Genomic DNA, 14,627 nt, shown 5'->3' with positions numbered 1-14,627 from the left:
CTCGGCCGGCTGACCCCCATCTAATTCGAGACCGTCATGACCACGCCGGCCCTCCAGGCCGCGTGACCGGACCTGTCACCCGAACCTGCATCAGACCCGACGGCGTCTTAGTGACGCTGTGTGTTGCGATGGTGGAGCTCTAGCTACGGACCGAACCCCTGGAGCCCCGGTTTCCCTGAGAAACCGGGGCTCCGGGGTTCTCAGGTGCTAGGCGCTCGCCCTGGTCAGGGCGAGTCTCTTGCTAGCGGTGTGGCTAGACCTAGCAGCCGGGGTAGCTGGGTCCAGCAACGAATCGTGCCCCTACGTCAGCTACAGAGAGCGAAAGAATGAGTGGCCGACGGCCGCACGACCATTGGCAACGAGCTGCGCTTGCGCTCGCCACGACCGTGCCACCTGATCGCCACCTGCGTGCCCCGTGAGGCTTCGCTGAGGAGGCTGCAACATTGAGGCTGCAACATTGGGGAGCCCGGTGGTGCAGCGTGCGTCTGCAATCCGGCGGTCAGTGCAAGAGACCACGCCTGCCGCGAGCGGTGGTTTCTTCCAGCGTCCGCAGGCCGTCCAGAAGCCAGAGCGCGTTGACATGCGTTGATGCCCGTGCCGCGTGGTGGATCTTGCGGACGATGTGGACGCTAAACAGGATGTTTAGCGTCCACACGAACAGTGCAGGTCAGCAGAGGTGATGCTGCCCCTCTGGACGCTGCGGACGCCGTTTTCCAGCAACTCTCCAGGATTGGGTCGTGCGGACTCTGTGGCGCAGTGGTTGTTCTCTCTGGAGACAGCCCGCCCGCCACGGCCAAGGGCGGCTTTTCAGGAGGGGCAGCTCCCCCGCTGAGAAGCCCCGACCGGCCATATGGCCGAGGAGCGCGCCGACGGCGCCTTGCCGAGTGGACCCCTTGGCGCCCGAAGGCCGTCTGCCCGAAGGGCGGTCCCTCTTGCCCTTTGCGCTGACGGACACCCGCCGGCCGGGCCGGTGATAGCGAGGCGGTGGTGGCGCCGGAATCCTCGTTCACGGCCGGAATCCCGGCCCCTGGGCGGCAGGCCGCTTTCTGCTGACACACTGGTCAGAAGTCGTGCGGGTCGATAGCGGGGCCGCTGACGTCAGCGACCCAGGCCGCTATCGCTATAGGCGAATCCGGGCCGTCTGTGGGCCGTCGAGGGCGGCCAAATGACCACGGGCCACCTGTAGCGACCACCGCCAGAGTCATCGCCCGCAAGTCACCGGTCGGGGTCTGCGACACTGGAGAAACCATGCCCAAGCCCGGAGAACTCACTTTCGTCGCGCCCCGCGGAGCCAAGAAGCCCCCGCGGCACCTCGCCGACCTCTCGCCCGCCGAGCGCAAGGACGCCGTCGCCGCGATCGGCGAGAAGCCGTTCCGCGCCAAGCAGCTGTCCCAGCACTACTTCGCGCGGTACGCGCACGACCCCGCGCAGTGGACTGACATCCCCGCTTCCGCGCGGGAGAAGCTCGCCACGGAGCTGCTGCCCGATCTGATGTCGGTCGTGCGGCACATCTCCTGTGACAACGACACCACCCGCAAGACGCTGTGGCGCCTTCACGACGGCACGCTCGTCGAGTCCGTCCTGATGCGCTATCCGGACCGGGTCACGATGTGCATCTCCTCGCAGGCGGGCTGCGGGATGAACTGCCCGTTCTGCGCGACCGGTCAGGCCGGTCTCGACCGTAATCTGTCCACCGCCGAGATCGTGCACCAGATCGTGGACGGCATGCGCGCCCTGCGCGACGGCGAGGTGCCCGGAGGCCCCGCCCGGCTGTCCAACATCGTCTTCATGGGCATGGGCGAGCCGCTCGCCAACTACAAGCGCGTCGTGGGCGCCGTCCGCCGGCTGACCGACCCCGAACCGGACGGCCTCGGCCTCTCGCAGCGCGGTATCACCGTCTCCACGGTGGGCCTGGTGCCCGCGATGCTGCGCTTCGCCGACGAGGGCTTCAAGTGCCGTCTCGCCGTCTCGCTGCACGCGCCGGACGACGAGCTGCGCGACACCCTGGTCCCGGTCAACACCCGCTGGAAGGTCCGCGAGGTCCTCGACGCCGCCTGGGAGTACGCGGAGAAGTCCGGCCGCCGTATCTCCATCGAGTACGCGCTGATCCGTGACATCAACGACCAGGCGTGGCGCGGCGATCTGCTCGGCCGGCTCCTCAAGGGCAAGCGGGTCCATGTCAATCTGATCCCGCTGAACCCGACCCCGGGCTCGAAGTGGACCGCGTCGCGGCCGGAGGACGAGAAGGCCTTCGTCGAGGCCATCGCGGCTCATGGTGTGCCGGTCACCGTCCGGGACACCCGTGGACAGGAGATCGACGGGGCGTGCGGGCAGCTGGCGGCGCAGGAGCGGTGACCAGGGGGGCGGTGTCGGCCACGGCTGATACTGTGCCCTGTGCGTTCGCACAAATGAACAACGAAACATTCCGACAGGGGAGCGCACGACAGCGCTGAGAGTGCGGCGGGACATGTCCCAACAGGCCGCAGACCCTCGGACCTGATCCGGGTCATACCGGCGTAGGGAGTCAGCACCATCATGAACAGCCAGCTTCGGCGTGCCACCGGCACCGCGCTCGCCGCCGCCCTCGGCGTCACCGCCCTGACGGCCTGCGGCGGTGAATCCAAGGACTCCGGCTCCTCCGCGGGCGGCGCGTCCAAGACGGTCACCCTCGTCAGCCACGACTCCTTCGCGGCGTCCGACGCCGTCCTGAAGGAGTTCACCCGGCAGACCGGCTACACGGTCAAGGTCCTCAAGAGCGGGGACGCCGGCGCCGCGCTCAACAAGGAGATCCTGACCAAGGGCTCCCCGCAGGGGGACGTCTTCTTCGGCGTCGACAACACCCTGCTCTCCCGTGCCCTCGACAACGACCTGTTCACCCCGTACGAGGCCAAGGGGCTCGACCAGGTCGCGGACGAGGTTCAGCTCGACGCGGACAAGCACCGCGTCACGCCCGTCGACACCGGCGACATCTGCGTGAACTACGACAAGAAGTTCTTCGCCGACAAGAAGCTCGCGCCGCCGAAGACCTTCGCCGACCTCGCGGAGCCCGCGTACAAGAACCTGCTCGTCGTCGAGAACCCTGCGACCTCCTCGCCCGGCCTCGGCTTCCTGCTCGGCAGCGTCGGCGCGTTCGGCGAGTCCGGCTGGCAGGGCTACTGGAAGAAGCTGAAGGCCAACGGCGTCAAGGTCGTCGACGGCTGGGAGCAGGCGTACAACGAGGAGTTCTCCGGCTCCGCCGGCGGAAGGAAGGCCAAGGCCGACCGTCCCCTCGTCGTCTCGTACGCCTCCAGCCCGCCGGTCGAGGTGCTCTACGCCGACCCGCAGCCGGCCGAGGCGCCGACCGGTGTCGCGACCGGCACCTGCTTCCGCCAGATCGAGTTCGCCGGACTCCTCAAGGGCGCGAAGAACGAGGCGGGAGGCAAGGCGCTGCTGGACTTCCTGATCACCAAGAAGTTCCAGGAGGACATGCCGCTCACCATGTTCGTGAACCCGGTGGTCGACGGCGCGAAGCTGCCCGAGCTGTACACCGAGCACGGTGTGGTCGTCGACAAGCCCGAGACCGTCGCTCCTGGCACGATCGCCGAGAACCGTGAGCAGTGGGTCCGGTCGTGGTCCTCGCTCGTCCTGAAGTAAGGCAGTCCCTCAAGGGGAACGCGGCGCGGCTCGCCCTGTTGGCCGGCCCCGTCGCGTTCTTCGCCGTCTTCTTCGCCTACCCGGTCACCGCGATCGTCGGCCGCGGCCTGCGCGTCGACGGCGCCTGGGAGTTCGGGCGGTTCGGCGAGGTCCTCGGGCGCCCGGACATCCTGCACGTCCTGTGGTTCACCACCTGGCAGGCGCTCGCCTCCACCGCTCTCACCCTGCTCGCCGCACTGCCCGCCGCCTATGTGTTCGCCCGGCTCGACTTCCCGGGCAAGCGGCTGCTGCGCGCCGTGGTCACTGTGCCGTTCGTGCTGCCGACGGTCGTCGTCGGTACGGCCTTCCTCGCGCTGCTCGGCCGCGGCGGGCTGCTCGACGAACTGTGGGGCGTACGCCTGGACACCACGGTCTGGGCGATCCTGCTCGCGCACGTCTTCTTCAACTACGCCGTCGTCGTCCGCACCGTCGGCGGCCTGTGGTCGCAGCTCGACCCTCGCCAGGAGGAGGCCGCGCGCGTGCTCGGCGCCGGGCGCCTCACCGCCTGGCGGCGGGTGACGCTGCCCGCGCTCGCACCGTCCGTCGCGGCGGCGGCGCTGATGGTCTTCCTGTTCACCTTCAGCTCCTTCGGTGTGGTGCAGATCCTCGGCGGACCCACGTTCTCCACCCTCGAAGTGGAGATCTACCGGCAGACGGCCGAGATGCTCGACCTGCCGACCGCGGCCGTGCTCACGATGCTGCAGTTCGCGGCCGTCGCCGTCGTCCTCACCGTGCACGCCCGGACCGTACGCCGCCGGGAGAGCGCACTCAGGCTCGTCGACCCCTCCCGTACCGCACGCCGCCCGCGCGGAGCGGCCCAGTGGGCCGTGCTCGGCGGCGTCCTCGTCACCGTCGCCCTGCTCCTGCTCGCACCGCTCGGCGTGTTGGTCGAGCGGTCCTTCGACACCCCCGGCGGATACGGCCTCGACTACTACCGCGCGCTCACCGTGCTCGACGAGCGAGGCGGCGTCTTCCTCGTCCCACCGATCGAAGCCGTGGCCAACTCGCTGGAGTACGCGCTCGTCGCGACCGCCGTCTCGCTGCTGATCGGCGGGCTCGCGGCAGCCGCGCTCACCCTCCCCCGGACTTCGTCCGGGGGGACCCCCAGGGCAGGCCGCCTTGTCCGGGGGTTCGACGCCCTGCTGATGCTGCCGCTCGGGGTCTCCGCCGTGACCGTCGGCTTCGGCTTCCTGATCACGCTCGACGAGCCGCCGCTCGACCTGCGCGGCGCATGGATGCTGGTACCGCTCGCCCAGGCGCTGGTCGGCGTGCCCTTCGTCGTACGGATCATGCTGCCCGTCCTGCGCGCCGTGGACGTCCGGCTGCGGGAGGCCGCGGCCGTGCTCGGCGCGTCGCCGCTGCGGGCCTGGTGCGAGGTCGATCTGCCGCTGGTGAGCCGGGCGCTGTTGGTCGCCGCGGGATTCGCGTTCGCCGTCTCGCTGGGCGAGTTCGGGGCGACCGTCTTCATCGCACGGCCCGACAATCCGACCCTGCCGGTCGCCGTCGCCCGGCTCCTGGGCCGGCCCGGGGAGCTCAACTACGGGCAGGCGATGGCGCTTGGCACGATCCTGATGGTGGTGTGCGCCGCCGCGTTGCTGCTCCTCGAACGCATCCGTACCGACACCACCTCCGAGGAGTTGTGATGGCGCTGCTGGAACTGGAGGGCGTCACCGTACGGTTCGGGGCGCGGACCGCGCTCGACGCGGTGGACCTGAAGGTCGCCGAGCACGAGATCGTCTGTGTGCTGGGGCCGAGCGGCAGCGGGAAGTCCACGCTGCTCAGGGTGGTCGCCGGGCTCCAGCGCGCCGACGCCGGACGGGTGTTGCTCGCGGGCGCCGACCAGGCCGGGGTGCCGGTGCACCGCCGAGGAGTGGGGCTGATGTTCCAGGACCATCAGCTCTTCCCGCAGCGCGACGTGGGGGGCAACGTGGCCTTCGGGCTGCGCATGCGTCCCCTCGGCCCTGGTGGGCCCGGGAAGATGCCGAGCGTCGGCGGGGCGGGACGGGCAGGCAGAGTCGAGGAGTTGCTGGAGCTCGTCGGACTGCCGGGGGCGCAGCGGCGGGCCGTGGCCGCGCTGTCCGGCGGGGAGCAGCAGCGCGTTGCGCTGGCCAGGGCACTGGCGCCGGAGCCCAAGCTGCTGATGCTCGACGAGCCGCTCGGGCAGCTGGACCGCGGGCTGCGGGAGCGGCTCGTCGTCGAACTGCGCGGACTGTTCGGCCGGTTGGGCACCACAGTCCTCGCCGTCACCCATGACCAGGGCGAGGCCTTCGCGCTCGCCGACCGCGTCGTTGTCATGCAGGACGGGCGCATCGCCCAGGCGGGTACGCCGCTGGAGGTGTGGCAGCGTCCGGCATCGCCGTTCGTCGCCCGCTTCCTCGGCTTCGACAACGTCGTGCCCGCCGCGGTCAGTGGCGCGGTCGCCGACACCGCCTGGGGCAAGGTCCCCGTCCCGGACGGCTCACCGCAGGGCGACCGCACCCTGCTGGTACGGCCGTCCGGTGTGCACCTCGCCGACCCGGGGCAGGGCCTAGCCGCCACGGTGCTCTCGCGCACCTTCCGCGGCGGTCATGTCGCCCTGCGCCTGCGGCCCGCCGACGGGCCGGTGCTTGAGGCCGAGTGTTCGCTGCGGGATGCCCCCGCGGAAGGGGCGCGGATCGGCGTCCTCTTCGCCGCGGACGACGTGGTGGTCCTGGACGGCGGCACCTGACGCGTTCCCACCGCGTGGCGTCGGCCTACGCGCCCCGCTGCGCGCAGGCGCGGAGCGCCCTCCCTACGCGCCCGCCGCTCCCGAGCGCCCGCCCTGCCCCCGCCGCCCTCGGTCCGTGCATGCCCCGGAGCGCGCCCTCCCTACGCGCCCGCTCCGAGCCGCAGCAGTGCCTCCGGCGCCTCGTCGACCGAGTCCACCAGGGCGATACGGGACTCCATCGACCGGCCCCGGGCGAGCGAGCGCAGCAGCGGCCACGTGGGCAGGTGGTCGGTCCAGTGGGTGCGGTCGACCAGCACCATGGGGGTCGGTTCACCGCGCGACGCGTAGTAGTTTCCGGTCGCGTTGTCGAAGATCTCCTGCACTGTCCCCGCCGCTCCCGGCAGGAAGATCACTCCCGCGTCGGAGCGGGCCAGCAGACCGTCCTCGCGTGTGGCGTTGGCGAAATACTTCGCGATGTGCCCCGCGAACGCGTTCGGCGGCTCGTGCCCATAGAACCAGGTGGGGATGCCGACCGAGTCCGCGCCCTCCGGCCAGCGCGAGCGGACCTCGAAGGCGGCCTGCGCCCAGTCGGTCACCGAGGGCATGAACGAGGGTGCCTTGGCCAGCAGCCGGAGGGCGTCGTCCAGCATCTGCCCGTGATGCGGAGCGGCGTACGCGCCGAGGTTGGCGGCCTCCATCGCACCCGGACCGCCCCCGGTCGCCACCGTGAACCCGGCCCGGGTCAGGGACCGGCCGAGCCGCGCCGCGCCGGCGTAGGACTCGGTGCCCCGGCCCATCGTGTGGCCGCCCATCACGCCCACCACCCGTGCGCCGGCGAGACGTTCGTCGAGGGCGTCGGAGATGGCGTCGTCGTGGATCGCGCGCAGCATCGACGCGAAGATGTCGCCGTCGGCCTTGGTCCGCTGGAACCACTCGTACGTCAGAGCGTCCGGGGTGGCCGCGTATCCGCCGTCCAGCCCGGCGAAGAGGTCGTCGGCGGTGTAGAGACGACTGCGGTACGGGTCGAAGGGCAGGTCCGGTACGGGCGGGAAGACAAGCGCCCCATCGGCTCGGACCTTGGCCGCCGCCGCGGGCTCCATCGGGCAGCCGAGGAACACCGTGCCGCCGGTGTCGGTGCGGAGCAGCACGGACGTGCGCCCGGTGAGATCGACGGACTGGACGCGGAATCCGCCGAGGGCCCGCTCGGACACCACCCGGTCGAACTCATCGAGTGACTCGATCTCGCGGCGCGTGTGCGGCTCGTGGAGCGTCATGCGCCCACCATAGGCCCGCGTGGTGCGCCTCATGATCCGGCAGGATCCGACCGCGAGGCCCCTAGCCCTTCAGCGGGGCCGCGGCCAGTATGGCGACCGTCAGGGTCAGTGGCCCGAACAGCGCCAGCAGGGCCACCGCGCGCAGCGCGGCGGCCTGGCGCAGAACTGCCGGAGGTGCTCCCAGGCGCAGCAGTGCCTCGGTGGTGGCGTCGCGCGACTGCCGCGCCTCAAGCGCCGCCGTCAGCAGCGTGGCCGTCGTGCAGGCGACGACGAGCGCCGTGCCCAGAGCACTCATCGGGCCCCAGGGGCGTGCCGCGTCGCCGTGCAGCGTGCTCATTGCGAGTGCTCCGGAGGCCACCGCGCACACGACGCCGAGCGGGCGGCCGATGCGGCGGGCCTCCGCCATGAGGATGCGGCCCGCGAACAGCCGGGTCGCGCGGGGGCGCAGGGCCTGCAGGAGACGGCCGCACAGATGCGTGAGGGCCGGGCCGACGAGCCACAGGCCGACCGCGGTCAGAACCCAGCCCACCACGACCCCGGCCGGATGGCCGGTGGCATGGCCAGGCAGGGCAAGCGGCTGCCCGGAGGGCCGTCCGCTCGCGTACGTCTCGACGGCGAGGCCGCCGGCGATCAGGGCGATGCCCCACGGGAGCCCGGCGGGTGCCGACGTCTGCTCGCCCTCCCCGACCGCGGCCCGGTGGCGCAGCGCGATCGCCGCAGCCGCCGACGAGGCCACGGGGACCAGCGCCAGCAACATCAGCGCGGCCCCCAGGGGCAACGATTCATCAGCCGCGAGCAGCTCGGCCGCCGCCCCGTCGAACGGCAGCCCGGACAGATCGCCCCGCAGATGAAGGAAGAGCAGCAGCGCGGTCGTGCTCCCCAGCGTCGTGGCGACAGCGGTCGTCGCCGCGGCGACGACCGCGAGCCCGGCCGGCCCCAACCCGACGGCGGACAGAGCGGACCGCGGCCGGGTGCCCGGGTCGGTGCGGGCGACGGCGACGGCGAAGTACACGGCCGCGACGAGCGGGAACAGACACCACAGCAGCCGCTGGGTGGCTGCCGCGGAGTCGCCCGGGTGGGACAGCGCGTACGTCAGGGTGCACAGCAGCAGGAAGCCGACGCCCGCGGACGCCGCGGCGACCAGCAGCCGCCGCAGCTGTACGAGGGCGTGGCCGCCGCGGGCTAGACGGAGAGCGAGCACGCCGCCCGGCCTTCCGGCTCGGCCGTCTGGGAGGAGCCCGCCCTGCGGCCGTCGGCGAGCATGATCGCGCGGTCCGCGAGGGCGGCCACGTCAGCGTCGTGCGTGGCGAGCACCATGGTGATGCGGTGGGACCTGGCGGCGGTCGCGACCGTGCGCAGCACATGGGTCCGGTCGGTGCTGTGCAGCGCTGCGGTCGGCTCGTCGGCGAACAGCACGGACGGCGTGGTGACAAGCGCGCGGGCGACGGCGACGCGCTGCTGTTCGGCCCGGACGAGCGCGTACGGCCGCTTGGGCGCGGCGGAGCTGATGTCCAGGCGCTCCAGCCACTCCAGGGCGGTGGTCTTGGCCGCCCGGCGTGAGACGCCGCGCAGCAGCAGCGGCAGGGCCGCGTTCTCCCATGCCTTGAGCTCGGGAACCAGGGCCGGTTCCGGGCCGATCCAGCCGAAGCGGTCGCGGCGCAGCCGTTCGCGCTGCAGCGGGGGCATCGTGTGCACGGGGGCGCTGTTGAACCACACCTCGCCCTGTTCGGGGACGAGTTGCCCGGACAGGCACTGCAGGAGTGTGGTCTTTCCGCTGCCGCGCGCTCCGTGCACGGCGAGGATCTCGCCCTCCCGCACTCCGAGCGACACCCCGGCGAGCGCCGGTGAGCCGCGGTGGGAGTGGTGCAGGGAACGAGCCCAGATCACGTCGTTGTCCGGCGGGGCCACCATCGCGTACACCTCTGTTCTGATCAGATTTCCGGCCCCCCGTACGGGGGAACGAAGACGTGGCCGATCGGTCACTGGGCACGCTAAGGAGTCACCGCCGGGCTCCGGGGAAGCACGCGGCCCGGGCACCGCCCATCTCACTCGGATGGGGGTACCCGGGCCGTTCGCGCGGGGCCGGAGCGGGGGAGGCTCGGTCGTGTCGGCAACGTCTCGCCCGGCTCGCGCTGCGGGCGGACGGCGATGCGTCGCGGACACGTCCTAGAGCTTCGTCCAGGCCTCCGTGAGCACCGAGCGCAGGATCTGCTCGATCTCGTCGAACGTCGACTGGTCGGCGATCAGCGGCGGAGCCAGCTGGACGACCGGGTCGCCGCGGTCGTCGGCCCGGCAGTACAGACCGTTGTCGAAGAGCGCCTTGGACAGGAAGCCGTACAGGACGCGCTCGGTCTCCTCGTCGTTGAAGGACTCCTTCGTGACCTTGTCCTTCACGAGCTCGATTCCGTAGAAGTAGCCGTTGCCACGGACGTCGCCGACGATCGGCAGGTCGTGCAGCTTCTCCAGCGTGGAGCGGAAGGCGCCCTCGTTGTCGAGCACGTGCTGGTTGAGGTTCTCGCGCTCGAAGATGTCGAGGTTGGCGATGCCCACGGCCGCGGAGACCGGGTGGCCACCGAAGGTGTAGCCGTGCAGGAAGGTGTTGTCGCCCTTGTAGAACGGCTCGGCGACCCTGTCGGAGATGATGCAGGCGCCGATCGGGGAGTAGCCCGAGGTCATGCCCTTGGCGCAGGTGATCATGTCGGGCACGTAGCCGAACTTGTCACAGGCGAACATCGTGCCCAGACGGCCGAAGGCGCAGATGACCTCGTCGGAGACGAGCAGCACGTCGTACTGGTCGCAGATCTCGCGGACCCGCCGGAAGTAACCGGGCGGGGGCGGGAAGCAGCCGCCCGCGTTCTGCACAGGCTCCAGGAAGACCGCGGCGACGGTCTCGGGGCCCTCGAAGAGGATCTGCTGCTCGATCTGGTCGGCGGCCCAGCGGCCGAAGGCCTCGGGGTCGTCGCCGTGGATCGGGGCGCGGTAGATGTTGGTGTTCGGCACCTTGTGCGCACCGGGGACCAGCGGCTCGAAGGGAGCCTTCAGCGCGGGCAGGCCCGTGATGGACAGGGCGCCCTGCGGAGTGCCGTGGTAGGCGACCGCACGCGAGATGACCTTGTACTTGGTGTGCTTGCCCTGGAGCTTGAAGTACTGCTTGGCCAGCTTCCAGGCGGTCTCGACGGCCTCGCCGCCGCCGGTGGTGAAGAAGACCTTGTTGAGGTCGCCCGGGGCGTGGTTCGCGAGGCGCTCGGCGAGCTCGACGGCCTTGGGGTGGGCGTAGGACCACACCGGGAAGAAGGCGAGCTCCTGGGCCTGCTTGTAGGCGGTCTCGGCGAGCTCGTGCCGGCCGTGACCGGCGTTGACCACGAACAGGCCGGCGAGGCCATCGAGGTAGCGCTTGCCCTTGTCGTCGAAGATGTAGGCGCCCTCGCCACGCACGATGGTGGGCACGGGTGCGTTCTCGTACGACGACATGCGGGTGAAGTGCATCCACAGGTGGTCGTAGGCGGTCTTGGAGAGGTCCTGGCTCACGGCTATCGGGTTCCCCACATATAGGTCTGCTTCTTGAGCTTGAGGTAGACGAAGCTCTCGGTGGAGCGCACGCCGGGGAGCGTACGGATCCGCTTGTTGATCACTTCGAGAAGGTGGTCGTCGTCCTCGCAGACGATCTCCACCATCAGGTCGAAGGAGCCCGCGGTCATCACCACGTACTCGCACTCGGCCATGGCCGTGAGCGCTTCCGCCACGGGGTCGACGTCGCCCTCGACCGTGATGCCGACCATCGCCTGGCGTCGCAGGCCCACGGTGAGCGGGTCGGTGACGGCGACGATCTGCATCACGCCTTGATCGAGCAGCTTCTGGACGCGCTGTCGCACGGCCGCTTCGGAAAGGCCCACGGCCTTGCCGATCGCCGCGTACGGACGGCGCCCGTCTTCCTGAAGCTGTTCGATGATCGCGAGGGAGACAGCGTCGATCGTCGGGGACGACGAACCGCTGCCGACCTGGTTCCTGGAGTCTGCGCTACGACTGGCCACGACCTCACTCTGCACCGGTACCGTTGATTTGGCAAGCCCTGAGCGATGAAATCCGTTGTTCTGGCGATCGAAATTCACTGAATCCGAAGTTGCCGACCGTCGGGCCTATTGAAAACGTCGGAGGAGACATTAGGGTGGGTTGTCTCACCCATCGGGACATCTGACAGGAGGGGTGGCAACAGTGACCACCGAGCTGCGTCGTCTGCGCAACTACATCAACGGGGAGTTCAGGGACGCCGCCGACGGCCGGACCATCGACGTCGTCAACCCCGTCACCGGCGAGGTGTACGCCACGTCGCCGCTCTCCGGCCAGGCCGACGTGGACGCCGCCATGGAGGCCGCCCGGGCCGCCTTCCCCGCCTGGCGTGACACCACGCCGGCCGAGCGCCAGAAGGTACTGCTGAAGATCGCCGACGCCTTCGAGGAGCGCGCCGAGGACCTGATCGCGGCCGAGTCGGAGAACACGGGCAAGCCGCTGGGCCTCACCCGCACCGAAGAGATCCCGCCGATGGTGGACCAGATCCGCTTCTTCGCGGGCGCGGCGCGCATGCTCGAAGGCCGCTCGGCCGGCGAGTACATGGAGGGCATGACCTCCATCGTCCGCCGTGAGCCGGTCGGCGTCTGCGCGCAGGTCGCGCCGTGGAACTACCCGATGATGATGGCCGTGTGGAAGTTCGCGCCGGCCCTCGCCGCGGGCAACACCGTGGTGCTGAAGCCGTCGGACACCACACCCGCGTCGACCGTGCTGATCGCGGAGATCATCGGCGCCATCGCGCCCAAGGGCGTCTTCAACGTCGTCTGCGGCGACCGCGAGACCGGCCGGGCCATGGTCGAGCACCCGACGCCGGCGATGGCGTCCATCACCGGCTCCGTACGTGCCGGTATGCAGGTCGCGGCCTCCGCAGCCAAGGACGTCAAGCGCGTCCACCTGGAGCTCGGCGGCAAGGCGCCGGTCGTGGTCTTCGAGGACACCGATATCGCGAAGGCCGTCGAGGACATCTCCGTCGCGGGCTTCTTCAACGCCGGCCAGGACTGTACGGCGGCCACCCGCGTGCTCGTCCAGGATTCCATCCACGACGAGTTCGTGGCGGCACTGGCGAAGGCGGCGGCGGAGACCAAGACGGGCGCGCCGGACGACGACGACGTGCTCTTCGGCCCGCTCAACAACGCCAACCAGCTCGAGCAGGTCACCGGCTTCATCGACCGTCTGCCGGCGCACGCCAAGGTCGAGGCGGGCGGTCACCGCGTGGGCGACAAGGGCTTCTTCTACGCCCCGACGGTCGTCTCCGGCCTCAAGCAGGACGACGAGATCGTCCAGAACGAGGTCTTCGGCCCGGTGATCACCGTCCAGTCCTTCTCGGACGAGGCGCAGGCGCTGGAGTGGGCGAACGGCGTGGAGTACGCGCTGGCGTCCTCGGTGTGGACCAAGGACCACGCACGCGCCATGCGGATGTCGAAGGCGCTGGACTTCGGCTGCGTGTGGATCAACACACACATCCCGCTGGTGGCGGAGATGCCGCACGGCGGCTTCAAGAAGTCGGGCTACGGAAAGGACCTGTCGGCGTACGGGTTCGATGACTACACGCGCATCAAGCACGTGATGACGTCGCTCGACGGCTGACCCGGGTTCCGTCCCGTACAAGAACGCCGCGCGCCCGGTGCATCTGTGCACCGGGCGCGCGGCGCGTGCGGGACATCGACGCCAAGCGCGGCCCACGGCCATGCCTCCTGGAGCAGACTGGGGATCATGAGCGATGACCCCATGAACGCGACTGTCACATACGGCCTGTTGGCCGCCTGGGCGCTGCACGACCTGGAGGAGCTGGCCACCGGGCCTCGCTGGATACGCCGGAACGTGCCCCTGCTCCGTAAACGGTTCCCGCAGGTCCCCGAGCGGGTCTGGCGGGCGATGGAAACGGTGGACCAGCGGGAGTTCACCACGGCTGTGGGCGTGATGGCTGCGATCGTCGGCGCAGCAGCCGTCGCCGGACATCGCACCGGCGGCCGGTCGGCCTTCTACCAGGGCGCCGTCGACGGGTTCGGGTTGCACGGCCTGGTCCACATCGCCCAGGCGGCCGCTGTGCGCGGCTACACCCCCGGCTCGGTCACCTCGCCCCTGATCGTGGTGCCGTTCGCGCTCTGGGCCAGGGGGCGGCTCCGGCGCGCCGGAGTGCTGCGGCCCGCCAGGGTGCGGGATGCGGCAGCCGGTCTGGCGGTGGCCGCCGGCGCCACCGCCGTCGCCCACATCGTCGCCCGGAGGATCAGCGGCACCCACTAGTTTTGAACACGTTCACTTCTGTCGTAGGGTGCCCGTATGAGCGAGCGAGCAGCCCTCTTGCGGGGGATACGCGTGTGGCTGGTCTTCTTCATCGTGTGCCTGGTGCTGAGCGGCGCGACGGCCTTCCCCCTGGTCACCGAACTCCACTGGCTGGAAAGACTGCTGGGGGCCGCCGCCTCGCCCGTCCCCGAGCACCTGCCCGCCCTGATGGAGTGGATCGAGCGGGTGCGCGAGGGCCTCGACGCCACCGACGCGGCGTACCCGTTCATGCTGTACGGCACGGACTGGCTGGCCTTCGCCCACCTGGTGATCGCGGTCGCCTTCTACGGGCCCTACCGTGACCCCGTACGCAACATCTGGGTGATCGAGTTCGGCATGATCGCGTGCGCCGGGATCATCCCGCTCGCGCTGATCTGCGGGCCCATCCGCGGAATCCCCTTCTGGTGGTCCGTCATCGACATGTCCTTCGGGGTCTTCGGCGTCATCCCGCTGTACGTCGTGCGCCGCAGGATCAAGCGTCTTGAGGCCCTGGCGGTGCCGGAGCGCGGGTCGGCCCCGGCACCGGCAGCCGCCTGACGGGTGGCGCTCAGCCGCGGGCGGCCGGGAACGCGGCCTCGACGACTGGCGTCACGACGGGGTCCGCGCCTTGCCCCTTGTGTCCGTGCCCTTCGCGTCCGTCGAGTCGA

General features: G+C 70.4%; 12 protein-coding genes and 1 riboswitch. Of the genes, 7 read left to right on the top strand and 5 right to left on the bottom strand.

The window, feature by feature from the left end; translation table 11 throughout:
* Positions 1–1,248: 1,248 nt before the first annotated feature.
* The 4 genes from rlmN to J7E88_RS31995 all read left to right on the top strand — a co-directional run bounded on the left by rlmN (position 1,249) and on the right by J7E88_RS31995 (position 6,379).
* Positions 1,249–2,355 (top strand): 23S rRNA (adenine(2503)-C(2))-methyltransferase RlmN, encoded by a 1,107-nt coding sequence (gene rlmN / locus J7E88_RS32010; protein ID WP_215186957.1) that lies wholly within the window; start codon positions 1,249–1,251, stop codon positions 2,353–2,355.
* A 65-nt stretch (positions 2,356–2,420) separates the two neighbouring features.
* Positions 2,421–2,540: riboswitch (TPP riboswitch) on the top strand.
* Complete coding sequence (locus J7E88_RS32005; RefSeq protein WP_215186956.1) at positions 2,536–3,633, top strand: thiamine ABC transporter substrate binding subunit; 1,098 nt, start codon at positions 2,536–2,538, stop codon at positions 3,631–3,633. It overlaps the preceding riboswitch by 5 nt.
* 38 nt (positions 3,634–3,671) lie before the next feature.
* Positions 3,672–5,315: an iron ABC transporter permease gene (locus J7E88_RS32000; protein ID WP_215186962.1), complete on the top strand. Its 1,644-nt coding sequence runs from the start codon at positions 3,672–3,674 to the stop codon at positions 5,313–5,315.
* Positions 5,315–6,379 (top strand): ABC transporter ATP-binding protein, encoded by a 1,065-nt coding sequence (locus J7E88_RS31995; protein WP_215186955.1) that lies wholly within the window; start codon positions 5,315–5,317, stop codon positions 6,377–6,379. Before J7E88_RS32000 ends, J7E88_RS31995 begins: the two co-directional genes overlap by 1 nt.
* Positions 6,380–6,519: 140 nt before the next feature.
* Here the strand turns inward: J7E88_RS31995 and J7E88_RS31990 are convergent, their stop codons facing one another.
* The 5 genes from J7E88_RS31990 to J7E88_RS31970 all read right to left on the bottom strand — a co-directional run bounded on the left by J7E88_RS31990 (position 6,520) and on the right by J7E88_RS31970 (position 11,678).
* Positions 6,520–7,632: an LOG family protein gene (locus J7E88_RS31990; RefSeq protein WP_215186954.1), complete on the bottom strand. Its 1,113-nt coding sequence runs from the start codon at positions 7,630–7,632 to the stop codon at positions 6,520–6,522.
* Positions 7,633–7,693: 61 nt separating this feature from the next.
* Positions 7,694–8,833 carry a hypothetical protein gene (locus J7E88_RS31985; protein ID WP_215186953.1) on the bottom strand — a complete coding sequence of 380 codons (1,140 nt, stop codon included), beginning with the start codon at positions 8,831–8,833 and terminating at the stop codon, positions 7,694–7,696.
* The gene (locus J7E88_RS31980) at positions 8,815–9,543 is read right to left on the bottom strand and encodes an ABC transporter ATP-binding protein (protein ID WP_215186952.1); all 729 of its coding nucleotides are present in this window, start codon (positions 9,541–9,543) and stop codon (positions 8,815–8,817) included. The genes J7E88_RS31985 and J7E88_RS31980 overlap by 19 nt, the downstream gene beginning before the upstream one ends.
* A gap of 255 nt (positions 9,544–9,798) precedes the next feature.
* Entirely contained in the window at positions 9,799–11,178 is a 1,380-nt protein-coding gene (locus tag J7E88_RS31975; RefSeq protein WP_215186951.1) for an aspartate aminotransferase family protein, read from the bottom strand.
* A complete protein-coding gene (locus tag J7E88_RS31970; protein WP_215186950.1) occupies positions 11,163–11,678 on the bottom strand; it encodes an Lrp/AsnC family transcriptional regulator in 516 nt (171 codons plus the stop codon). The genes J7E88_RS31975 and J7E88_RS31970 overlap by 16 nt, the downstream gene beginning before the upstream one ends.
* Positions 11,679–11,844: 166 nt before the next feature.
* On the opposite strand from J7E88_RS31970, the gene J7E88_RS31965 reads away from it, so the two are divergent.
* The 3 genes from J7E88_RS31965 to J7E88_RS31955 all read left to right on the top strand — a co-directional run bounded on the left by J7E88_RS31965 (position 11,845) and on the right by J7E88_RS31955 (position 14,517).
* The gene (locus tag J7E88_RS31965; protein WP_215186961.1) at positions 11,845–13,284 is read left to right on the top strand and encodes a gamma-aminobutyraldehyde dehydrogenase; all 1,440 of its coding nucleotides are present in this window, start codon (positions 11,845–11,847) and stop codon (positions 13,282–13,284) included.
* 126 nt (positions 13,285–13,410) lie between these two features.
* On the top strand, positions 13,411–13,941 hold the full coding sequence (locus tag J7E88_RS31960; RefSeq protein ID WP_215186949.1) for an HXXEE domain-containing protein: 531 nt from the start codon (positions 13,411–13,413) through the stop codon (positions 13,939–13,941).
* 36 nt (positions 13,942–13,977) lie between these two features.
* Positions 13,978–14,517: a hypothetical protein gene (locus J7E88_RS31955; RefSeq protein WP_215186948.1), complete on the top strand. Its 540-nt coding sequence runs from the start codon at positions 13,978–13,980 to the stop codon at positions 14,515–14,517.
* The last annotated feature ends 110 nt before the right edge of the window (positions 14,518–14,627 follow it).

Origin of the sequence: Streptomyces sp. ISL-10 (assembly GCF_018614575.1) — a bacterium.
Lineage (GTDB): Bacteria > Actinomycetota > Actinomycetes > Streptomycetales > Streptomycetaceae > Streptomyces.
The sequence above is the reverse complement of the archived record's forward strand: the minus strand, read 5'-3'. Positions and strand labels throughout refer to the sequence as shown.